This is a genomic window from Pararhizobium sp. IMCC21322, assembly GCF_030758295.1.
Lineage (GTDB): Bacteria > Pseudomonadota > Alphaproteobacteria > Rhizobiales.
The window spans coordinates 1,965,701-1,984,497 of record NZ_CP132335.1 but is presented as its reverse complement, the minus strand read 5'-3'; the positions used below and the strand labels follow the sequence as shown (position 1 = coordinate 1,984,497).

General features: G+C 52.3%; 18 protein-coding genes. 11 read left to right on the top strand and 7 right to left on the bottom strand.

Going from position 1 to position 18,797, the window contains the following annotated elements:
- Window positions 1–150 precede the first annotated feature (150 nt).
- Both RAL91_RS09595 and RAL91_RS09590 read left to right on the top strand, forming a co-directional pair.
- Entirely contained in the window at window positions 151–444 is a 294-nt protein-coding gene (locus RAL91_RS09595) for a 4a-hydroxytetrahydrobiopterin dehydratase (RefSeq protein WP_306261721.1), read from the top strand.
- Between the two features lie 33 nt (window positions 445–477).
- Window positions 478–897: a YkvA family protein gene (locus RAL91_RS09590; RefSeq protein WP_306261720.1), complete on the top strand. Its 420-nt coding sequence runs from the start codon at window positions 478–480 to the stop codon at window positions 895–897.
- A gap of 39 nt (window positions 898–936) precedes the next feature.
- Here the strand turns inward: RAL91_RS09590 and RAL91_RS09585 are convergent, their stop codons facing one another.
- The gene (locus tag RAL91_RS09585) at window positions 937–1,575 is read right to left on the bottom strand and encodes a sigma-70 family RNA polymerase sigma factor (protein ID WP_306261719.1); all 639 of its coding nucleotides are present in this window, start codon (window positions 1,573–1,575) and stop codon (window positions 937–939) included.
- Between the two features lie 740 nt (window positions 1,576–2,315).
- On the opposite strand from RAL91_RS09585, the gene RAL91_RS09580 reads away from it, so the two are divergent.
- From RAL91_RS09580 to RAL91_RS09570, 3 genes are all read left to right on the top strand, one after another.
- Window positions 2,316–2,849 carry an invasion associated locus B family protein gene (locus RAL91_RS09580; protein WP_306261718.1) on the top strand — a complete coding sequence of 178 codons (534 nt, stop codon included), beginning with the start codon at window positions 2,316–2,318 and terminating at the stop codon, window positions 2,847–2,849.
- 160 nt (window positions 2,850–3,009) lie between these two features.
- The gene (gene rlmN / locus RAL91_RS09575; RefSeq protein WP_306261717.1) at window positions 3,010–4,245 is read left to right on the top strand and encodes a 23S rRNA (adenine(2503)-C(2))-methyltransferase RlmN; all 1,236 of its coding nucleotides are present in this window, start codon (window positions 3,010–3,012) and stop codon (window positions 4,243–4,245) included.
- A gap of 5 nt (window positions 4,246–4,250) precedes the next feature.
- The gene (locus RAL91_RS09570) at window positions 4,251–4,706 is read left to right on the top strand and encodes a hypothetical protein (RefSeq protein WP_306261716.1); all 456 of its coding nucleotides are present in this window, start codon (window positions 4,251–4,253) and stop codon (window positions 4,704–4,706) included.
- On the opposite strand, the gene RAL91_RS09565 is transcribed toward RAL91_RS09570, so the two are convergent.
- Window positions 4,699–5,340 carry a LysE family translocator gene (locus RAL91_RS09565; protein WP_306261715.1) on the bottom strand — a complete coding sequence of 214 codons (642 nt, stop codon included), beginning with the start codon at window positions 5,338–5,340 and terminating at the stop codon, window positions 4,699–4,701. The genes RAL91_RS09570 and RAL91_RS09565 overlap by 8 nt on opposite strands.
- Window positions 5,341–5,524: 184 nt before the next feature.
- On the opposite strand from RAL91_RS09565, the gene RAL91_RS09560 reads away from it, so the two are divergent.
- From RAL91_RS09560 to RAL91_RS09545, 4 genes are all read left to right on the top strand, one after another.
- On the top strand, window positions 5,525–6,748 hold the full coding sequence (locus RAL91_RS09560) for an argininosuccinate synthase (RefSeq protein ID WP_306261714.1): 1,224 nt from the start codon (window positions 5,525–5,527) through the stop codon (window positions 6,746–6,748).
- Between the two features lie 163 nt (window positions 6,749–6,911).
- A complete protein-coding gene (gene typA, locus RAL91_RS09555) occupies window positions 6,912–8,729 on the top strand; it encodes a translational GTPase TypA (protein ID WP_306261713.1) in 1,818 nt (605 codons plus the stop codon).
- 207 nt (window positions 8,730–8,936) lie between these two features.
- Complete coding sequence (locus RAL91_RS09550) at window positions 8,937–10,931, top strand: OmpA family protein (protein ID WP_306261712.1); 1,995 nt, start codon at window positions 8,937–8,939, stop codon at window positions 10,929–10,931.
- A 271-nt stretch (window positions 10,932–11,202) separates the two neighbouring features.
- Window positions 11,203–12,267: an aldo/keto reductase gene (locus tag RAL91_RS09545; protein WP_306261711.1), complete on the top strand. Its 1,065-nt coding sequence runs from the start codon at window positions 11,203–11,205 to the stop codon at window positions 12,265–12,267.
- Between the two features lie 56 nt (window positions 12,268–12,323).
- Here the strand turns inward: RAL91_RS09545 and RAL91_RS09540 are convergent, their stop codons facing one another.
- A complete protein-coding gene (locus tag RAL91_RS09540) occupies window positions 12,324–12,986 on the bottom strand; it encodes a peroxiredoxin (RefSeq protein ID WP_306261710.1) in 663 nt (220 codons plus the stop codon).
- 188 nt (window positions 12,987–13,174) lie between these two features.
- On the opposite strand from RAL91_RS09540, the gene RAL91_RS09535 reads away from it, so the two are divergent.
- Window positions 13,175–13,783: a glutathione S-transferase family protein gene (locus RAL91_RS09535; protein ID WP_306261709.1), complete on the top strand. Its 609-nt coding sequence runs from the start codon at window positions 13,175–13,177 to the stop codon at window positions 13,781–13,783.
- Window positions 13,784–14,158: 375 nt separating this feature from the next.
- On the top strand, window positions 14,159–14,578 hold the full coding sequence (locus RAL91_RS09530) for a DUF2794 domain-containing protein (protein ID WP_306261708.1): 420 nt from the start codon (window positions 14,159–14,161) through the stop codon (window positions 14,576–14,578).
- A 54-nt stretch (window positions 14,579–14,632) separates the two neighbouring features.
- Here the strand turns inward: RAL91_RS09530 and RAL91_RS09525 are convergent, their stop codons facing one another.
- Genes RAL91_RS09525 through dapF form a run of 4 tightly spaced genes read right to left on the bottom strand, consistent with a single transcriptional unit; the run spans window position 14,633 to window position 18,716 of the window.
- On the bottom strand, window positions 14,633–15,238 hold the full coding sequence (locus tag RAL91_RS09525) for a septation protein A (RefSeq protein ID WP_306261707.1): 606 nt from the start codon (window positions 15,236–15,238) through the stop codon (window positions 14,633–14,635).
- Complete coding sequence (gene ftsY / locus RAL91_RS09520) at window positions 15,235–16,572, bottom strand: signal recognition particle-docking protein FtsY (RefSeq protein WP_306261706.1); 1,338 nt, start codon at window positions 16,570–16,572, stop codon at window positions 15,235–15,237. The genes RAL91_RS09525 and ftsY overlap by 4 nt, the downstream gene beginning before the upstream one ends.
- Window positions 16,572–17,840, bottom strand: a complete 1,269-nt coding sequence (mtaB, locus tag RAL91_RS09515) for a tRNA (N(6)-L-threonylcarbamoyladenosine(37)-C(2))-methylthiotransferase MtaB (protein ID WP_306261705.1) — start codon at window positions 17,838–17,840, stop codon at window positions 16,572–16,574. Before mtaB ends, ftsY begins: the two co-directional genes overlap by 1 nt.
- 6 nt (window positions 17,841–17,846) lie before the next feature.
- Entirely contained in the window at window positions 17,847–18,716 is an 870-nt protein-coding gene (gene dapF / locus RAL91_RS09510) for a diaminopimelate epimerase (protein ID WP_306261704.1), read from the bottom strand.
- Between the last annotated feature and the right edge of the window lie 81 nt (window positions 18,717–18,797).

Sequence of the window (18,797 nt, the reverse complement as noted above, 5' to 3'; positions counted from 1 at the left end):
AGGGCTTGTGATAGATAGGAATCCCGCTACGGGCAAGATGCGCAGCTCAAAGCAATCTGCTTTTACCATATGCCAAAGCCATTCAAACCTTCAACCTGCATTACAGACACCTATATAGAAGACCAATGGATGGTAATTAAGAGAGAACAAATGGCAGAAAAATTGACGGATGCGGCCCGGGCCGCAGCATTGACAGAACTTGGCAATTGGAGCCTGGATGATGATCGGGACGCGATTTCAAGACAATTTGTCTTCAAGGATTTTGTTCAGGCTTTCGGTTTCATAAGCCAGTCCGCCCTGATTGCGGAAAAACTGAACCATCACCCTGAGTGGTCGAATGTCTATAAGACTGTCGATGTGACGCTGACGACGCATGATTGCGATGGCTTGAGCGAACTTGACATAAAACTGGCCAAAGCCATGGATAAGATCGCTGACGCGTGAATGTTGCTGACCAGCGTCATAGAGGGGATAGCCATGTCGAGAGACAATCCGGACACTGAATCCAAAGACGTCCTTGACGGAGAGATCATCCTTCCTGAGAAAGTGCGGGAGCATGTCAAAGGCAGTTTTGAAGGACAGCAGAACCGCGTCAAAAAGCGCTTCTGGCCGACAGTGCGCAAAGCGCTGCGGCACATACCGTTCATGGAAGATGTTGTTGCCGCCTATTACTGCGCTATGGATTCAGCCACACCGTTTCGTGTGCGTGCGGCCCTTATTGGTGCCCTTGCTTATTTCGTGATGCCGATAGATGCCATTCCCGATGTTCTGACATTTGTCGGATTTGCCGATGATGCGTCAGTGCTGTTGGCCGTTTTTGCGCTGGTTGGCCCGCACATCAAAGATACGCATAGGGAACAGGCCAGAACAGCATTGCTGGATCATGATGAGACCTGACGCAGGCTGACTTTAGACTTGTTGTCTTTTCGGCGCGCGTCACTCAAGGTCAATGCCCGGCTCAGTTTCCAGGCTGCGGCGTAACCTTGAAAACGCCAGTCGAATGCGGGACTTTACAGTGCCAAGCGGAAGATTGGCTTCTTCCGCGATCTGGCTGTGGCTCAGACCCTTGAAAAACGCAAGGCGAACCAGAGAAAGTTGCTCCTCCGGCAATCCCTTAAGGCATTCGCGCACACGCTGATCGCGCCGGTCCGCATCCATCTGTTCTCCGGCATCCACTTCTCCCTGTGGCTGAAGATACGGATCATCTTCATCCAGTTCACCACGTTTTTCGCGGCGCAGGGAATCAATGTGCCGGTTTCTTGCAACCCGAAACAACCATGTCGAGAGGGATGATTTGGATGAATCGAACAGATGAGCCTTCTGCCAAAGGGTGATCATGACCTCTTGCACCAACTCTTCCGCCTGACCGCCCTGCGCGCCAAGACGCAAGAGATAGGCTTTCAATCTTGGCGCAAAATAGTCAAATATTTCCTCAAAAGCAGCTTTGTCCTGAGTTTCAGCGACGCGCCGGGCAAGGCGGGAAAAAGCTTTTGCACGACTGGCAGCATCCGGGCTGGTAACGCTTACATGCGCGGCAGGGATGGTAGACTTGTCTGGCTGATCGGTGTCCGTCATATCAGCATTGCCTGTTGGAGCATGTCCGCTTGACGTAAACAGATTGGCGTCACGCTTACAGGCATCGCGCTTACAAGTATTGGCATTGTGGCAAGGGGCGTCAAATTGCCCCGGCAGAAAAGCCACACATCGTTTTGCACTACACGATTCCTGCCCGTCTCAGCCGACATAACCGCCCATTCCCTACTCTGTCGCAGTCTTTTATCGTTGACGCTTGCTTCTTACTCATGGTGCCCAATTACTGCAGACACCTGACATGTGCCACGCACATCACGAGACACGGTCTGGTTTTGTATCGGCTGACCGAAAAAGCATGCGATGTTCGCGCCATTATTGCAAGCGAAGCATAGGTTAGGAAGTGTTAATGTAGCGCAGCCAAATTGTTGTGCCTGTATCCCTCTTTACACATATTCTCGTCACAAATTGCGGTTTAAGACTGATCAAGGTTCGTTTCTGTGGTTCACATCCCCCAGAATTGTGGCTGCGGAATGTATTTTTAGCGGTATATTCACGGTTTGGTAAGGATAATTCTGGCAGTTTAGAAGCGTTGTGCTGGTTAGCGCGCAATTGGCGTTGCACTTTCAATTAGCCACAGATCGCGATAAAAGAGCAAACAACAAAGAATCAGGTCTAATTTAGATAAAATCTGAAACGGATCGTTTGATGTGAAATAGACGTAGAAGCTTCGTAAAGACACACAAACTTAATTTAGGACACGACAGTTCATCATGATGGCAGCCATGACATTGACATCCGGATTTAAAAGACATTTCAAAGCCCTGATTGTAGCGGGTCTGGTAGCGTTGATGGCGGTTCCGACCGCATTCGCACAGTCACCTTCCCCAATTGGACAATTCAGGGATTGGGCGGCTTATACTTACAATTCCAGCAATGGCCGTGTCTGCTACGCAATCACACAGCCGAAGGAAACTCAGCCAGCAGGCGTCAACAGAGATGAAATTTATTTCTTTGTCAGCCAACGCCCTGGCGAAGGCGTGCGGAATGAGATCAGCGTTATCACCGGCTATCCTTATAAAGAAGGCTCGATGACAACAGTTGAGATCGGCACCGACTCATTTAATCTGTTCACGCAGGATGACGGCGCATGGATACGCGACCAGGCCGAACAGGATCGCCTTGTGGCATCCATGCGAAGCGGTTCGAACATGATCGTCAAGGGAACCTCTGCAAGAGGTACACTGACCACAGACACATATTCATTGCTCGGCGTTACAGCCGCGCTCAATGAGCTTATCAAAGTGTGCGGCGGCTAATCCACCCCACCTGACGTTTGAGATAATAAGGCGGGGCCAGTCCCCGCCTTTTTCTTTGGTCTTTTTTCCTTGCTGCTTTTTCTTGGGCGCTTTTTCTTTGCCCCTTTTTCTTTCGGAGCACACCTGATAAGGAATGCCTCTCATTTAAGAGGCCCATAAAATGACTGTTTCTCTGGATATTGCAGCGAAAAACACCAACGCGCCTGCTGTTGTGGTTGCTGAACTCCCAAAACTGATTGCGGAAAAGCCAAATCTGGTTGGCCTGTCTCGTGATGAGATGATCCCTGCACTGATCGAAGCGGGCGTTCCCGAGAGGCAGGCCAAGATGCGCGTTCAGCAGATCTGGTATTGGATCTATGTGCGGGGCGTGTCTGAATTCAGCGATATGACCAATCTGTCGAAAGCACTGCGCGGTGATCTTGCCGAGCGCTTTTCGCTGGATCGACCAGAAATTATTGAAGAGCAGATTTCTGTCGATGGCACCCGCAAATGGCTGTTTCGCTTCCCACCACGCGGTGCGGGCGCGCCGGTGGATATTGAAACAGTTTATATTCCCGAAGAAGGTCGTGGCACCTTATGCGTATCGTCACAGGTTGGCTGTACCTTAACCTGCACTTTCTGCCACACAGGCACACAAAGGCTGGTGCGAAATCTGACACCCGAAGAAATTGTGATGCAGCTGCTGGTTGCCCGCGAACGTCTCGGTGATTTTCCCGACAAGGAAACACCACCTGGCACCTACGTCCCGAGCGAGGGGCGGCTTGTGACAAATGTGGTGATGATGGGGATGGGCGAACCGCTTTATAATTTTGAGAATGTCAAACAGGCATTGCTGATTGTCTCCGATGGTGAGGGCCTTGCTCTGTCCAAGCGGCGGATTACATTGTCCACATCCGGGCATGTGCCAAATATTCAGCGCACCGGCGACGAAATTGGCGTGAGCCTTGCCATTTCTCTTCATGCTGTGCGAGATGATCTGCGCGACGAATTGGTACCCATCAATAAAAAATGGAATCTCGAAGCTCTGCTGGATGCCTGTCGCAACTACCCCGGAGCGTCCAATTCCAGACGTATCACCTTTGAATATGTCATGCTGAAAGGCATCAATGACAGCCTGGAAGATGCCGTCAAGCTGGTTAAACTGCTGAAGGGCATTCCGGCAAAGCTCAACCTCATTCCATTCAACCCATGGCCGAATTCGCCCTATGAATGTTCAGACTGGGAGCAGATTGAAACCTTTGCCGAGATCGTCAATCGCGCAGGCTATGCGTCCCCTATCCGCACACCGCGTGGACGCGACATCTTTGCCGCCTGCGGTCAGTTGAAGTCGGAAAGCGAACGGATGAAAAAGGCTGATCGTGAAGCATTGGAAACTGCGCAAAGCGTCAACGGCTAGACCCCATGTCGGCTCTTTTTCGCCTGATTTTTATCGTGCCCTTCGCCTATATTTTCAGCTGCGCAGCTGCGGGGTTGACCATTTACGCAGCCTGGCAACACACCGGTTTTGTGCTGGAGGAAGCCCAGTTTGAGTTGATTTTGGGCAGTGTATTTGTGGCGATGGCGTTTGGCGCGGTTTCCTTTCCTGTCAGCCTGATTGGCATTATCATCGCTGAGGCTTTCACAATCCGATCCTTTGTCTGGTTTGTCGTTTTAGGGCTCCTGAACGGGTACATTCTGTCCTGGACACTCCCGGAATTTCCAACGGTGTTTTCTTATCAGGGCATGTTTGAATTACCCGCTTTGCAGGGTTTTGAGGCAAGCACCACAGCCTATCTGGCAGGCGGCAGTGCTTTCGGGCTGGTCTATTGGTTGCTGGTTGGACGGAATTCGGGTCTCGAAGAATCGCGAATTAGGTAGAACGCGCCAGCAGAAGCTTGATGGCAAAACCACCAAGAACGGCTGCAAACAGCCAGTCAACAAGGCGCGTTGCTTTGGGCGAGCGTTTTAAAAGTGCGGCGATTCGATCTGCGAACAGGATCAAGGCTGCACATATGGGCGTGGCGATCAGCACAAAAATCACCCCAAGAGAGATCAGTTTATAGACCGCATACGGATCACTCACACTAACGAATTGCGGTAGGAAAGTTACAAAGAACACGATGATTTTTGGATTGAAAAGGTTGATCCACAATCCTTTGAGATAAACTGATTTGATTGTCTCTTTCTTCCGCGCTGTCTGATCCACCGCAAAAGAGGAGCCATTACGCAGCGCGTCCCAGGCAAGCCATAGCAAATAGAGACATCCAACGACTTTCAGGACTGTGAAAGCTGTTGCAGACGCGACCAAAAGCGCTGACAGCCCCAGCGCAACCGCCAGCGTGTGAAGCAGCAATCCGGTTATGGCCCCAAAAAAGGCTGCAAAACCAGCCAGGCGGCCCTGGACGATGGTCTTGCTTAGAAACAGCGTCATGTCCGGTCCCGGTGTCAGCGACAGCGCAATGGCAGCAACAGAAAATGTGACCAATACTGACAGGTCCGGTAAAAATACCATTGCCGAGTTCTCTCATTCAAACATCCGCGCGACGCTAACGCGTTTCTTGGCGCAGTGTAAGAAGAATTCCTTGCGCCCACGCTTCTTATTTCTATAGTGCGCGACAAAGATCAGGCCGCTTCTATCACGGCCATAGGTGTTATTCACAAACGCGATAGCGTTCACAGAAATTCAGGAGTTCTGCATGTCCCAGACAGGCGACATCAAAAAAGTTGTGCTGGCCTATTCCGGTGGATTGGATACATCCATCATCCTCAAATGGCTGCAGACCAATTATCAGTGCGAGGTCGTGACGTTTACCGCTGATCTTGGCCAGGGCGAAGAGCTGGAGCCAGCGCGCAAAAAAGCGGAAATGCTGGGCATCAAAGAGATTTACATCGAAGATCTGCGCGAAGAATTTGTGCGGGATTTTGTCTTCCCCATGTTTCGTGCCAATGCCCTTTATGAGGGAGTCTATCTGCTCGGAACCTCCATTGCGCGCCCCTTGATTTCCAAACGACTTATTGAGATTGCGGCAGAAACCGGTGCCGATGCGATCTCCCATGGTGCCACGGGAAAAGGAAATGATCAGGTGCGGTTCGAGTTGGCAGCCTATGCCCTGAACCCGGATATCAAAGTGATTGCGCCCTGGCGGGAATGGGATTTGACCTCGCGGACACGTTTGATTGAATTTGCTGAAACCAATCAGATCCCAATTGCGAAAGACAAGCGCGGCGAAGCGCCGTTTTCTGTGGATGCAAACCTGCTGCACACATCATCTGAAGGCAAGGTTCTTGAAGACCCCGCAGAAGTCGCCCCGGAATATGTTTACTCGCGCACTGTATCGCCTGAGGATGCTCCGGACAAAGCCACCATCATCGAGGTTGGATTTGAAAAAGGCGACGCGGTCTCCATCAATGGCGAAAACATGTCTCCGGCCACCATACTGACCAAACTCAATGAACTGGGCGGTTCCAATGGCATTGGCCGGCTTGATCTGGTCGAAAACCGCTTTATCGGCATGAAGTCACGCGGCATTTACGAAACGCCAGGCGGCACAGTATTGCTGACAGCGCATCGGGGCATTGAATCCATCACGCTGGACCGGGGCGCGGCGCATCTCAAAGATGAGTTGATGCCGAAATACGCCGAACTGATTTATAATGGCTTCTGGTTCTCACCTGAGCGCGACATGATTCAGGCTCTGATTGACAAAAGTCAGGAGCATGTCACCGGAACTGTGACGTTGAAGCTCTATAAGGGCAATGTGGATGTCATTGCTCGTGCATCGCCTTATTCGCTGTATGATGAGGATCTGGTGACATTTGAAGAAGGCGCCGTTGCTTATGATCACAATGATGCTGCAGGCTTTATTCGCCTCAATGCATTGCGTTTGAGAACGCTGGCCAACCGCAAAAAACGCGGCTAAGAGCAATTTTTGCGCTGTTGCGAAGCAGCAAAAGACACCAAGAAAGCAATCCCTGACAAGACAGGGATTGCACAAGGGCACTATGCGGGATATATCCCGCACTGCAACAGCGCACCGTGACAACACGTGGCGTCTGATTTTTCCAAAGTTTGAAAGCCTCCTAATGTCCCTGCGAAATATCGCCATCATCGCGCACGTTGATCATGGTAAGACCACCCTTATTGATGTGTTGCTCAAAGCCTCTGGCGCGTTTCGCGATAACCAGCAGGTTGATGAGCGCGCGATGGATTCCAATGATCTGGAACGCGAGCGTGGCATTACCATTCTTGCCAAGGTCACATCGCTGGACTGGAAGGACTCGCGTATCAACATTGTTGATACACCAGGCCACGCCGATTTCGGCGGTGAAGTTGAGCGTATTCTGAACATGGTCGACGGTGCCATCTTGCTGGTTGATGCAGCTGAAGGCCCAATGCCACAGACTAAATTTGTACTGTCGAAAGCGCTGAAGATCGGCCTGCGGCCGATTGTGGTCATCAACAAGATCGACAAGCATGACGCCCGTCCGGATGAAGTTCTGGATGAAGTATTTGACCTGTTTGCAAGTCTGGATGCCGATGAAGATCAGCTGGACTTCTCGGTCCTTTACGGCTCTGCCAAACAGGGCTGGATGGCCGCTGATGCCGACGGCCCCAAAGACAGCATCGACCCACTGCTTGAATTGGTGATGGAAAAGGTTCCTGAACCTGTTGTCGAAGAAGGTGCTTTCCAACTGCTGGCAACAACCATTGAAGCCAACCCTTATCTGGGGCGCATTCTGACCGGCCGTATTCGTGCAGGGTCCATTAAACCCAATCAGAACATTAAAGCGCTAGCTCGTGATGGATCAGTCGTCGAGACCGGGCGCGTGACTCGTGTGCTTGGCTTCCGCGGTCTTGAGCGCATTCCGGTTGAAGAAGCCTTTGCGGGCGATATCGTGGCCCTTTCGGGACTGACAATCGCATCTGTTGCAGACACGCTGGTCGACCCAAGCGTGGATCAGCCGATTGAGGCTCAACCAATTGATCCGCCAACATTGTCGATGACATTCCGCATCAATGATGCGCCGATTGCCGGCACTGAAGGTGACAAGGTACAAAGCCGTGTGATCCGCGATCGTCTTTTGAAAGAAGCCGAAGGCAATGTTGCGCTGCAGGTAACACCTGGCACTGATGGCGACAGTTTTGAAGTGGCGGGCCGCGGCGAATTGCAATTGGCGGTTCTGATTGAAACCATGCGCCGTGAAGGGTTTGAACTTTCCATAGGCAAGCCCCGCGTGGTTTTCCAGGAAGATGAAAACGGCAACCGGCTGGAGCCTATCGAAGAGGTCATCATTGATGTTGATGACGAACATTCGGGCACCGTTGTACAGAAATTGTCTGAACGGCGTGCCGAGCTTGTGGAAATGCGTCCTTCAACGGGTGGCCGCACGCGAATTGTGCTGCATGCACCAACGCGTGGTCTGATTGGTTATCAGCCAGAATTGCTGTCTGATACCCGCGGCACCGGTATTATGAACCGTCTGTTCCATGAATATGCGCCATTCAAGGGCAGCATACCCGGCCGTCGCACCGGTGCGCTGATTTCCAATGGTCAGGGTGAGGCTGTGGCGTTTGCTTTGTGGAACCTGGAAGACCGTGGTCCCATGATCATTGAGCCAGGCAATCGGGTCTATGAAGGCATGATTGTGGGTGAACACACCAAGGGCAATGACCTTGAAGTCAATGTGCTGAAAGGCAAGCAGCTGACCAATATGCGCTCATCCGGCAAGGATGATGCGGTACGGCTGACACCACCAACCAAGATGACACTGGAAAAGGCGCTGTCCTATATTCAGGATGACGAGCTGGTGGAAGTTACGCCCAAATCCATTCGCTTGCGCAAACGGCTGCTTTTGGCTCACGAGCGTAAAAAAGCATCGCGTATGGCATCTGCAAGCTAACATACATCCGGTTCATGCCTGACAATTAAGCCGTCCGTTCTTCCCATTCATGGCAGACCGGGCGGCTTTTTATTTTGTTATTAATACAGCGCCACAATCCCATCTCTCTTTGCGTTCAGACTCAGTTCAGACAAGACATTGCATATATCACGCAATATGAGTCTCAGCCGAGACCCATCAAGCGTGCGTAAATAAAGGAGACGCCCTATGGAACGTTCCAGATCAACGACCAAAATATTCAAAAATGCTGGCATAGCATTTGTGCTTGGCGCAAGCCTGTTTGGAACCCCCTCATTTGCCCAACAAGAAGGGTTGGCCCGGGAAACCCTGGAGCAGCTTGTCTCAGTACCGCCGGGTAAGTTGAGTGATTCAGACCTTGCCTTACGGATTCAGTTGAACAGACGTTTGCTGAATGACAATGTTTCTGAAGTTGGCGGCATCAAGCTTCGGAACCTGCTGCGTGCTGACCGTCAGGAAATGCGCAAGCGTGGCAAAGCGGAAGACACACAACAGGAAGCTGCCGCAGAAACCCCGGCCGAAGAGCCTCAAGCCGCTGAAGAAGAGCCAGCAGCAGAGCAGCAAAACGACCGTCAACGCAGACGCGCTGAACGCCGTGCTGCGAGAGAACAAGCAGCTCAGGACCAAGCAGCACAGGACGCTGCCGCAGAAGAGGAACGCAAACAACAGGAAGCAGCTGCTGCAAGAGCTGCCGCTGACAAAGCTGCAGCCGCACAGGCAGCTTCTGACAAGGCTGCTGCAGACCGCGCAGCAGCGGAACAGGCAGCTGCTGAAGCTGAAGCAAAGCGTGCCGCCGAACAACAACAATCTGATCAGCGACCACGTCCAAACCGCAATGCACGCCAGTCTCTTCAGGATGACCGAGCCTCTGCGGATCTGAATGTTGCTGAATTGCGCGATCGCATCGCCGATACAGAAGAAATTCTGAAAAACGATGACATTCGGCGCGCCCTTAAGCGTTCGCTGAATGATCGTGTTAAGGCAGATCGTGCGGCTTTGGAAAGCAAACTTGCAAACCGACAAGAGCGGCGCGACGACAGACAGGCCGAACGCACCGAAAACCGTCAGGAACGCAGAGCCGAGCGTCGGGAAGAACGTCAGGCGGAGCGTCGGGCAGCGCGTCAAGATGAACGTCAGGAAAACAGGCAAGATCGCCGGGCCGACAATCAAGTGGCCCGTCAGTTGCTGGAAGATCAACGTCCTGCTTCGCAACTTGGTCTGCCAGAGCTGCGTGACCGGGTGCAAAGAACCCGTGATGCCTTGCAGGCTGAAAACATGGGCGATAACCTGAATCAGCGGCTTTTGGCACGTCTGTCTGAGGACCGGGATGCTTTGCGCAACCGCGTCGCAGAACGAAAAGGCCGTTCCAGAGACCGCCAGGTCCGCGAGCAAGTTCTGGAAAACCGGGAAGCACGCAATGAGTTGCTGTCCGATCAGCGGCCGTCCAGTCGGCTGGATGATAGCCAGTTGGATCGCCGCATTGAACAGACCGGTTCCCTGTTGGAGAACGGACGGCTCCGTCCTGCTGTAAGAGCCAACCTTGAACTGATGCTGCGGAGTGACCGCGCCGAGAAACGTGAACGCCTGCTACAGGCACGCGAAGACCGTCGTCGTAACTTGCGCCGCGAGGCCCGCCAGCCACGTGATTTCACAATCGAGTTGGGCCAGTCCGGTATTCGCTTCAATCTGGATATCGTTGCTGCAGAGGAAGACAATGAAACCATCCAGCAGCAACTTCTGGCACCGCCACGCCGGGAAATCAGACAGCAATATTCGCTGAATGAATTCCGCCAACGGCCGGAACTGCGTGACATCATGCCGGGCATAGAACTGGATACAATCCGGTTTGGCACAAACGAAGCTTTCATCCGTGCAGAAGAGATTTCCAATCTTGATGCCATTGGTGAGATCATTGAAGAAGTCGTCTACTCGCAACCGGGTGAGGTGTTTCTGATTGAAGGACATACTGATGCTGTCGGCTCCGATGCCTACAATTATGGCTTGTCAGAAGAACGTGCTTTGGCGGTGAAGGAAGCTCTGCTGGATTACTTCAACATTCCAGCCGAGAGTCTGGTGGCGATTGGGTATGGAGAGCGTTACTTGCGCATTCCGACCCCCTTGGCAGAGCAGGAGAACCGTCGCGTCAGTGTGCGCCGGATTACACCATTGCTCTCAAGCAACTAGTCGGAACAATCAAGATAGGCGGATAATCCGCCTATCTTGATCAACCGAAAACAACAATATGGCGGAGCCTGATCTGATCATTCAGACGGGCTCCGTTTTTGTATTTGAGTACAGCTTTCAGCACGTTCCGCAGCCGCATCAGCGCGATTATGGTTCAACGGCATGAGAGGGGCGGACTGCACCCATTTCATTCATGAAAAGGGCATTGCAACGACGTGCACTTTTGAAAGCCTGCAATGTGTGATCTTTATTGGATGGAAGAGGAGATCACATGAGCTATTCAGATAAACAAACCCGCACACTAACCAACCGCACTATTGCCGGTTTGGGCGATGTACCTGCCCTTGGCCTTGGCTGTTGGGCTATTGGCGGCCCCTTTCATGTGCCTGGTGAGGCAGGGCAAGCGGATACTCCGCTTGGATATGGCAGAGTTGATGATGCTGAATCCATGCGCGCCATTCATGCAGGTCTGGACCATGGTATACGTCTGTTTGACACAGCCAATGTGTATGGCGCAGGACATTCAGAGCGGATTTTGGGTCAAGCGCTGAAGGACAGACCGGATGTTCTGATCGCCACAAAGCTCGGCGTGTTGTTCGACGAAAGCAGTCAACAAGTGCTTGGTGAAATCACAGATGCTTCGGAAGTTGAGCCCGCAATTGATGCTTCTCTGACGCGACTGCAGCGAGACCGGCTTGATCTGGTGCAACTCCATCTCAATGATGCGAATATCTCACTGGCAGCGGATATTTTTGAGACTTTGCAATCCTGTCGCCAGAGAGGGAAAATACGGTCATTCGGCTGGAGTACAGATTTCTCCAAAGCAGTGACCGAGCTATTACAAAAGGCGCCAAGTTTGCGGGACGGTTTCAGCTGTGTCCAACACGCCATGAACCTGTTTCGCGATGCAGAAGCCATGCTTGATGTGGTGGCTGATAACGAGCTGATATCGCTTATTCGCTCCCCGCTTGCCATGGGTCTGCTGACCGGCAAGTTTTCGTCTACAACCCGTTTGGCTGATAATGATGTGCGCAGCAATAATCTGGACTGGATGGCCTACTTCAAAGATGGTGCCGTGGTGCCTGAATTTCTGGAGACGTTCAACTCAGTGCGCGATTGTCTGACAATTGACGGACGCAGTCTGACACAGGGTGCCATTGGATGGATCTGGGGCCGCAGTGACCGTACAATTCCGCTTCCCGGTTTTCGCTCAGCCAAGCAGGTAGAAGACAGCGCAGGCGCCTTGCAGTTCGGAGCGCTCCCGGAGGCCGCAATGCGAGAGATTGACGTGTTGCTGGGGGATAAATTCAAGCAGACCTTTGCACAGGCGAGCTAGGTGCTGGCCCAATAAAGCAAAGGCCGACTTTACGCCGGCCTTTGCATTGCTGCCTATCAGCTTTTGTCGACGTTCACATAGCGCAGATAGGGCTTTGCCTCTTTCCAGCCTTGCGGGAACAGGGTTTTGGCATCCTCATTGGAAACAGCCGGCAAAATGATGGCATCATCGCCGGGCGTCCAGTTTGCAGGTGTGGCCAGTTTTTCTTTCGCCGTGAGCTGCATGCTGTCCAGGACCCGCAGAATTTCATTGAAATTACGGCCTGTGCTCATCGGATAGGTCAGCATCAGTTTGATGCGCTTGTCTGGCCCAATGATGAAGACAGAGCGGACCGTTGCATTTGTTGCAGCCGTGCGGCCGTCGGACCCGCCTTCCGTCTCTGCGGGCAACATGCTGTACAGTTTTGCAACAGCCAGATCAGTATCGCCGATCATTGGATAATTCGGCGCAGAGCCCATGACTTCCGCAATGTCCTTGGCCCACTCATGATGGTTCTCGACAGGATCCACACTCAGACCAATGATTTTGGTTCCGCGCTTGTCAAATTCGGGCTTCAATTGTGCCATTGTTCCCAATTCAGTGGTGCAGACTGGCGTAAAGTCCTTGGGATGAGAAAACAGCACTGCCCAGCCATCACCAATCCACTTGTGAAAGCTTATCTTGCCCTCTGTCGTTTCCGCCTCAAAATCCGGGGCGATATCGTTAATTGCAAGAGACATGTTTTGTGTTCCTTTCCTGGGAATCTGGAGATCCTGATTGCGTCACTCTGACACAGATAAGATCACGTTGTCAGCGATCAAGCCATCAGCTTTGTTCATTGCATCATCAATACAATGCGATGGTGTGACGGTGGCAAGAAAGGCAATATCCTCCCAAAACACCGTGTCTTGAGAAAAAAGGTGCTGCAATGCTGCGATTATACGCCATGCCGGGATCAGGGAACTCGTATAAAATACAGTTGCTTGCTGCTCTCCTGGAAATTGAGATGGAGCAAATCAAAATGTCGGCGCTGGATGGCTCGACACGCTCCGGGACCTATTTGAAGAAAAATCCGATTGGAAAGCTGCCGCTGCTGGAGTTGGCAGATGGACGGTTCCTGCCGGAATCAGGTGCCATACTGGTCTATCTCGCAGACGGCAGTGATTTTCTGCCGGACGATCGCTTCACACGGGCCCAGACGCTGAGCTGGATGTTTTTCGAACAATACAGCCATGAACCCTCTTTGGCTGCCAGACGTTCAATGGCGGTCTATCCGGAACGGGCAAATGGCGTTACCCAGGCCACAAAACAGGCTTTGCTTGAAAAGGGCTATGCTGCTCTTGATGTGATGGAAGCCCAACTGCAGAAAACCGCCTTCCTTGCCGGCAACAGTCCGACAATCGCGGATATCGCGCTTTACGCTTATACCCATGATTGTGACAAAGGTGGCTTCTCTTTGGAGAATCATCCGCAAATAGCGGTTTGGTTAACGCGGATCGAAGCATTGCCAAACTTCATAAACATGCCGCTGCAATAGCTTTGGTGAGCTCATTTGCGGGCACAAAAAAGGCTCCGTAAGGAGCCGAAGTTTCTTGAACAATGTGTCTGAGATTGCCCGGTTTGAAAGTAACCCCTCAGGTTGGGGGGCTGAAAGAATGGGGTTGTTTCAAACCGGGCTGTCTGAGGCAACAAAGCCAATATGATCATCCAAGATGGCTGACGAAGGGCTGAAAGGGGGCAAAATTGTGATTATTTGCAATATTGCGTGATGAAAAATTGTGCAATCTTAGGTGGTTTTTCTGGTGAAAAACGCGCTAAACTGCGGGAAACACACTGGAATCCAAGCTTGCATTGGTTCAGACTTCACGTCATCCTATTGTGACAAAATTCAAAAAAGTTCGGGCGGATTTTTATGACGGATATGAATGATAACTCCAGCGCTACGAATCGCAGATATGCAAATTCAGCTTCCAGTGCTCAGATTCATTCCTTTCCAACAGGCAAGTCCGCATCCGCTGCCAAAGCAAATCACAAACAGGTTACGTTCAACCGGACCGAGTTGGATGCCATTTTACGAATTTACGGCTTTAAAGTTGCCAGCGGTGAATGGCGGGACTATGCGATTGATCATCTGAAAGACCGCGCCGTGTTTTCCATTTTCCGCCGGTCGAGCGAAATGCCGATGTTCTATGTGGAAAAGGACCCGGCACTTACCCGCAAGCAGGGCATGTACAAGGTGGTTGCTGCCAGCGGCCACATTATGAAACGCGGCCATGAATTGCAGCAGGTCCTGAAGGTTCTTGAAAAGCCGCTGAAGGTGGTTTCGAAATAGGGCTGACGAGCCTCATTAGTCTGGTACGGTTCGCACTCGCACCCCCTCCTCAAATTAACTGCCCCTGTCTTCTTCCTCGGGAATGCTGTGTTTTGTAATCAACGGCATCTGAAACAGGGTGAATGCCAGCGTGATTGGCATGAAGCCGAAGAGTTTGAAGGACACCCAGAAGTCGGTGGAAAAATTGCGCCAGACAATTTCATTGATTATAGCCAGGACGAAAAAGAAGACACCCCAGCGGAAAGTCAGCAGGCGCCAGCCTTCGTCCGTCAGTTTGAAAACACTGTCAAACACATAGCCGAGCAACGATTTGCCAAAGTACAAGCCACCCAACAAAATGGTGCCAAACAGGCAATTCACGATGGTTGGCTTCAGCTTGATGAACAGATCATTGTGCAGATAAATCGTCAATCCGCCGAAAACCAAGACAACAATGCCTGTGATGAGGGGCATGATGGCAAGTTTGCGTGTTAACGCCCACGATGCCGCCAGCGCTATGGTGATGGCTACCATGAAAACAGCCGTTGCCGTGAAAATTCCAAACCGGCTATTGGCGAAGAAAAATATGGCCAGCGGTCCCAGTTCCAGTGCCAGTTTTAGCAGAGGATTAATTTCAGCGCGTTTGGGATCATTTGGTTCGCGTTCAATCAGGTTCGTCATAAGGTTACTCCGGCAATTGCGCGGGCAAAGTCGCTTGCCGCAAAGCTTTCAAGATCGTCGACGCCCTCACCGACACCGATAAAGTGTACAGGCATCTTGTGTCTGGCAGAAATGGCCACCAATATGCCACCACGGGCTGTGCCATCCAGCTTGGTCATGACAAGACCGGTCACACCTGCGGTTTTTCCGAACACTTCAACTTGGTTCATAGCGTTCTGGCCGGTTGTTGCATCCAGCGTCAACAGCACGTGATGGGGCGCCGTTTCATCGTGCTTTTTGATGACGCGAATGACTTTTTCAAGTTCCGCCATCAATTCCACACGGTTCTGCAGTCGGCCCGCTGTGTCAATCATCAACACATCTGTGCCTGCTTCTTTCGCTTCCTGCATGGCATCAAAAGCCAGACCGGCAGCGTCCGACCCTTGTGGCCTTGTCACAATTGATGCACCGGTGCGCTCGGCCCAGATTTTCAATTGCTCAATGGCAGCCGCCCGGAATGTATCGCCCGCAGCCAGCATGACAGTTTTACCTTCAGCACGCAGTTTTGCAGCCAGCTTGCCAATCGTTGTGGTTTTGCCCGATCCGTTGACCCCGACCATGAGAATGACTTGCGGCTTGTGGGATGCCGACAAAACCAAAGGCAGGGCAACAGGGTCCAGCACCTTTTCGACTTCCGCAGACAGAATGGACTTAACCTCTTCCGCTTCGATCATCTTGTCATAACGACCTTTGGCAAGGCTTTCCGTAATTGCCATAGCGGTTTCGATGCCGAGATCGGCCTGAATCAGAATATCTTCCAGCTCCTCAATCGTATCGTCATCAAGCTTGCGCTTGGTGAAGATTGAGGTGATGCCGGTTGTCAGCGAAGTTGAAGACCGAGACAGGCCGGTTGTCAGCCGCTGAAACCAGCTTTTTTTGGGTTCAGGTGTGGCTTCTGGCTCTGGCTCTGGCTCTGGCTCTGGCTCTGGCTCTGGCTCTGGCTCTGGCTCTGGCTCTGGCTCTGGCTCTGGCTCTGGCTCTGGCTCTGGCTCTGGCTCTGGCTCTGGCTCTGGCTCTGGAACGAAATCGATTGGATATTGCTCGATGGCAAGGGCGTTTGTTTCTAAAATTTGCTCAACGGGCGCAGTCTGCTCAACGGGTGCAGTCTGTTCAACGGGCGGGGCCTGCTCACTGGCCTCTGTCGGAGTGTTTTCTTCTTGACTGTTTTCTTCAGGCGCATTGTCCTCAGGCTGCTTGTCTTCAGCTTCAGGCAATTCGACCTGCGGTTCTTCAGGTTGCTGTTCGTTTGACCCGAAAAGCCTGCGGAAAAAACCCTTCTTCTCGCCCTCGGCCACTAGACCACCTCGCCGAAGAGATGACGATGGGAGCAATCCTTGATGTGCACAGGAACGATGTCACCTGCGGTTCCACCTTCCAGTTCCACTTGCGTAAACTGCTCTGTTCGCCCGAGACCGGGCTTTTCAATCAACACCTGATGCGTTGAGCCGACTTCACTTTTCAGATGCTTTTGCAGCGCTTCATCACCCTTTTCCCGCAAACGCCCTGCCCGCTGCTTGATCAAGCTGCGATCAAGCTGAGGCATGCGTTCGGCTGGCGTGCCTGGTCGCGGCGAAAACGGAAAGATATGCAGATGGGTCAAATCACACGCATCCACAATTGAGAGAGAGTTTTCAAACATCTCTTCGGTTTCTGTCGGGAACCCGGCAATGATATCAGCGCCAAAGGCAATGTCAGGGCGCAACGCACGCACCTGCTGGCAAAAATCAATCGTATCCTGACGCAAATGCCGACGCTTCATGCGCTTCAAAATCATGTCGTCGCCGGATTGAAGCGACAAATGCAGATGCGGCATCAGGCGTTCTTCTTCAGCAATTGCTGTCATCAGTTCAGGGTCAACCTCAATGGAATCGATGGAAGAGAGCCGCAGCCGTTCCAGTTCGGGCACATGTTTCAAAACGGCCTGCACCAAGGCACCCAGCTTTGGCGCGCCCGGCAAATCGGCCCCATAGGAGGTAATGTCAACGCCAGTAATGACCACTTCGCGGTAGCCATTTTCCGTTAAACGCCGCACCTGATCGACAACTGCGCCCATTGGCACGGAGCGTGAATTGCCACGACCATAGGGAATAATACAGAACGTACAGCGGTGGTCGCAGCCGGTCTGAACCTGAACAAAGGCGCGGGTTCTTCCCTCAATCCCTTCAATCAGATGAGCCGCTGTCTCGCGCACCGACATGATGTCGTTGACGCGGGTCTTCTCGGTGTCATTGACGCCGAATTGCGGCAGCATCCGGTAGCTTGCCGCCACCAGCTTTTCTTCATTGCCAAGAACCAGTGAAACCTCGTCCATATTGGCAAACATGTCCGGGTCCGTTTGCGCCGCGCAGCCTGATACGATCACAGTCTTGTCCGGATTGTCCCGCTTTGCGCGCCGTATCGCCTGCCGTGCCTGACGGACCGCTTCGGATGTCACCGCGCAGGTATTGATCAGAATTGCATCATTCAGACCTGCCGCGATGGCCTGACGCTTCATGACCTGACTTTCAACCGTATTCAACCGGCAGCCAAAGGTCAGCACATCTATGTTTGGCGCTTTGCTCATATCCAGCTACGCCACATCACTGGCCGGCATTGCTGCGGCAAACATGGTTGATGGCAGGACACCGGAATGTTCCAGTTCCCACGGGCCAGTCATGATCACATGATCATCTGAGCGCCATGAAAGACTCAAAACTCCGCCTGGCAGAGCAATGCGGACAATGCGTCCGGTCCTGCCGGTGCGCGCAGCGCTGACCGCAACAGCACAGGCTGCAGACCCGCAGGCTTTGGTTTCACCTGCGCCACGCTCCCAAACCCGAAGACGGATTTCGTCACGCGAAATCACTTGCGCAAAAGAGATATTGGCTTTCTCGGGGAACATGCTGTGATGCTCCAGCTCTGGCCCGATCTGAGACAGATCATAATCGTCTACATTATCCACCCAGAAGATTGCATGGGGATTGCCCATATTCGCAACAGACGGATTTTTCAGCCGGACACCATGGCCCTCGTAAACCAGCTCAATGGCGGTCGTGTCTTCTGTTTGCGTTGACAAGGGAATGTCCGCCCAACCGAATTTCGGCTGACCCATATCCACGCTGATTTCAGCGCCCTTGCGAATTGTCTGCAGCAATCCGGCTTCCGTTTCAAAAACCGTTTCGTTCACACCCAGACGGTCAAACTCCATACCAGCAATACAGCGCGTCCCGTTGCCGCAGGCGCCGGAACGAGACCCGTCATTGTTCCAGATTTCGACATAGGCCACCGTGCCATCGGATTTTGGTGGCAACAGAACCATCAGCTGATCAAAAAAAGAACCTTCTCTGGCTGCAATAGCGCGTGCGGCCTCAGGCGTCACCAACACGTGGTGATCCCTCAGGTCGAGCATGACAATCTCGTTGCCTGCGCCGTTCATTTTGAAATAGCTGATATCGGTCATGCTTGTCTTCGTTTCATACGTCCAAATACTGCCGCCTATATGGCGGACTGGGTGTTAAAATACTAGGCCTCAGCTCATTTG